Raw genomic sequence first — 433 nt, forward strand, 5'->3', positions numbered from 1 at the left:
GATACAACAAAATGGCACCAGACTCAAAGAGGCTTAGCGGTTCGTAAAGACGTTTTCAATCAGCTCGTGTTCCTGTTTACGTAACACGCCCGCCAGCGCACCGGCCTCCACTACCGCGTCGATTTCATCAGAAGTTATGTCATCTTTACGTACCATTGGCATTATGAAAATACGGAGTATTATGTTCGCCAGTCCGTTGAAGACCCACACCAGCGGGGTGCAAACGTACAGGCAGAAGCGCATCGGGTTGATGATACGCAAAGCGGCAGCTTCTTGCGCAATCATACCGATGTGTTTCGGGTTTAAATCCGCAAACAGGATAAACATGCCATTCACTAACGAGAAAGAGAGAATAAAGCTCAGTTGCTCAGAGAGCTCTGCCGACATATAGCGGGAGAACAGGCTGTGAAAAGCTGGAGAAAATGCCGCATCA

At 48.5% G+C, this 433-nt stretch carries 1 protein-coding gene; it reads right to left on the reverse strand.

Going from position 1 to position 433, the window contains the following annotated elements:
- Window positions 1–33 precede the first annotated feature (33 nt).
- On the reverse strand, window positions 34–433 hold a 400-nt coding region (locus tag K0039_RS25555; protein ID WP_228106930.1), incomplete at its 5' end, for a CNNM domain-containing protein.

It is taken from the genome of Terrisporobacter mayombei, from assembly GCF_020748465.1.
In the GTDB taxonomy this organism is placed as follows: domain Bacteria; phylum Bacillota; class Clostridia; order Peptostreptococcales; family Peptostreptococcaceae; genus Terrisporobacter; species Terrisporobacter mayombei.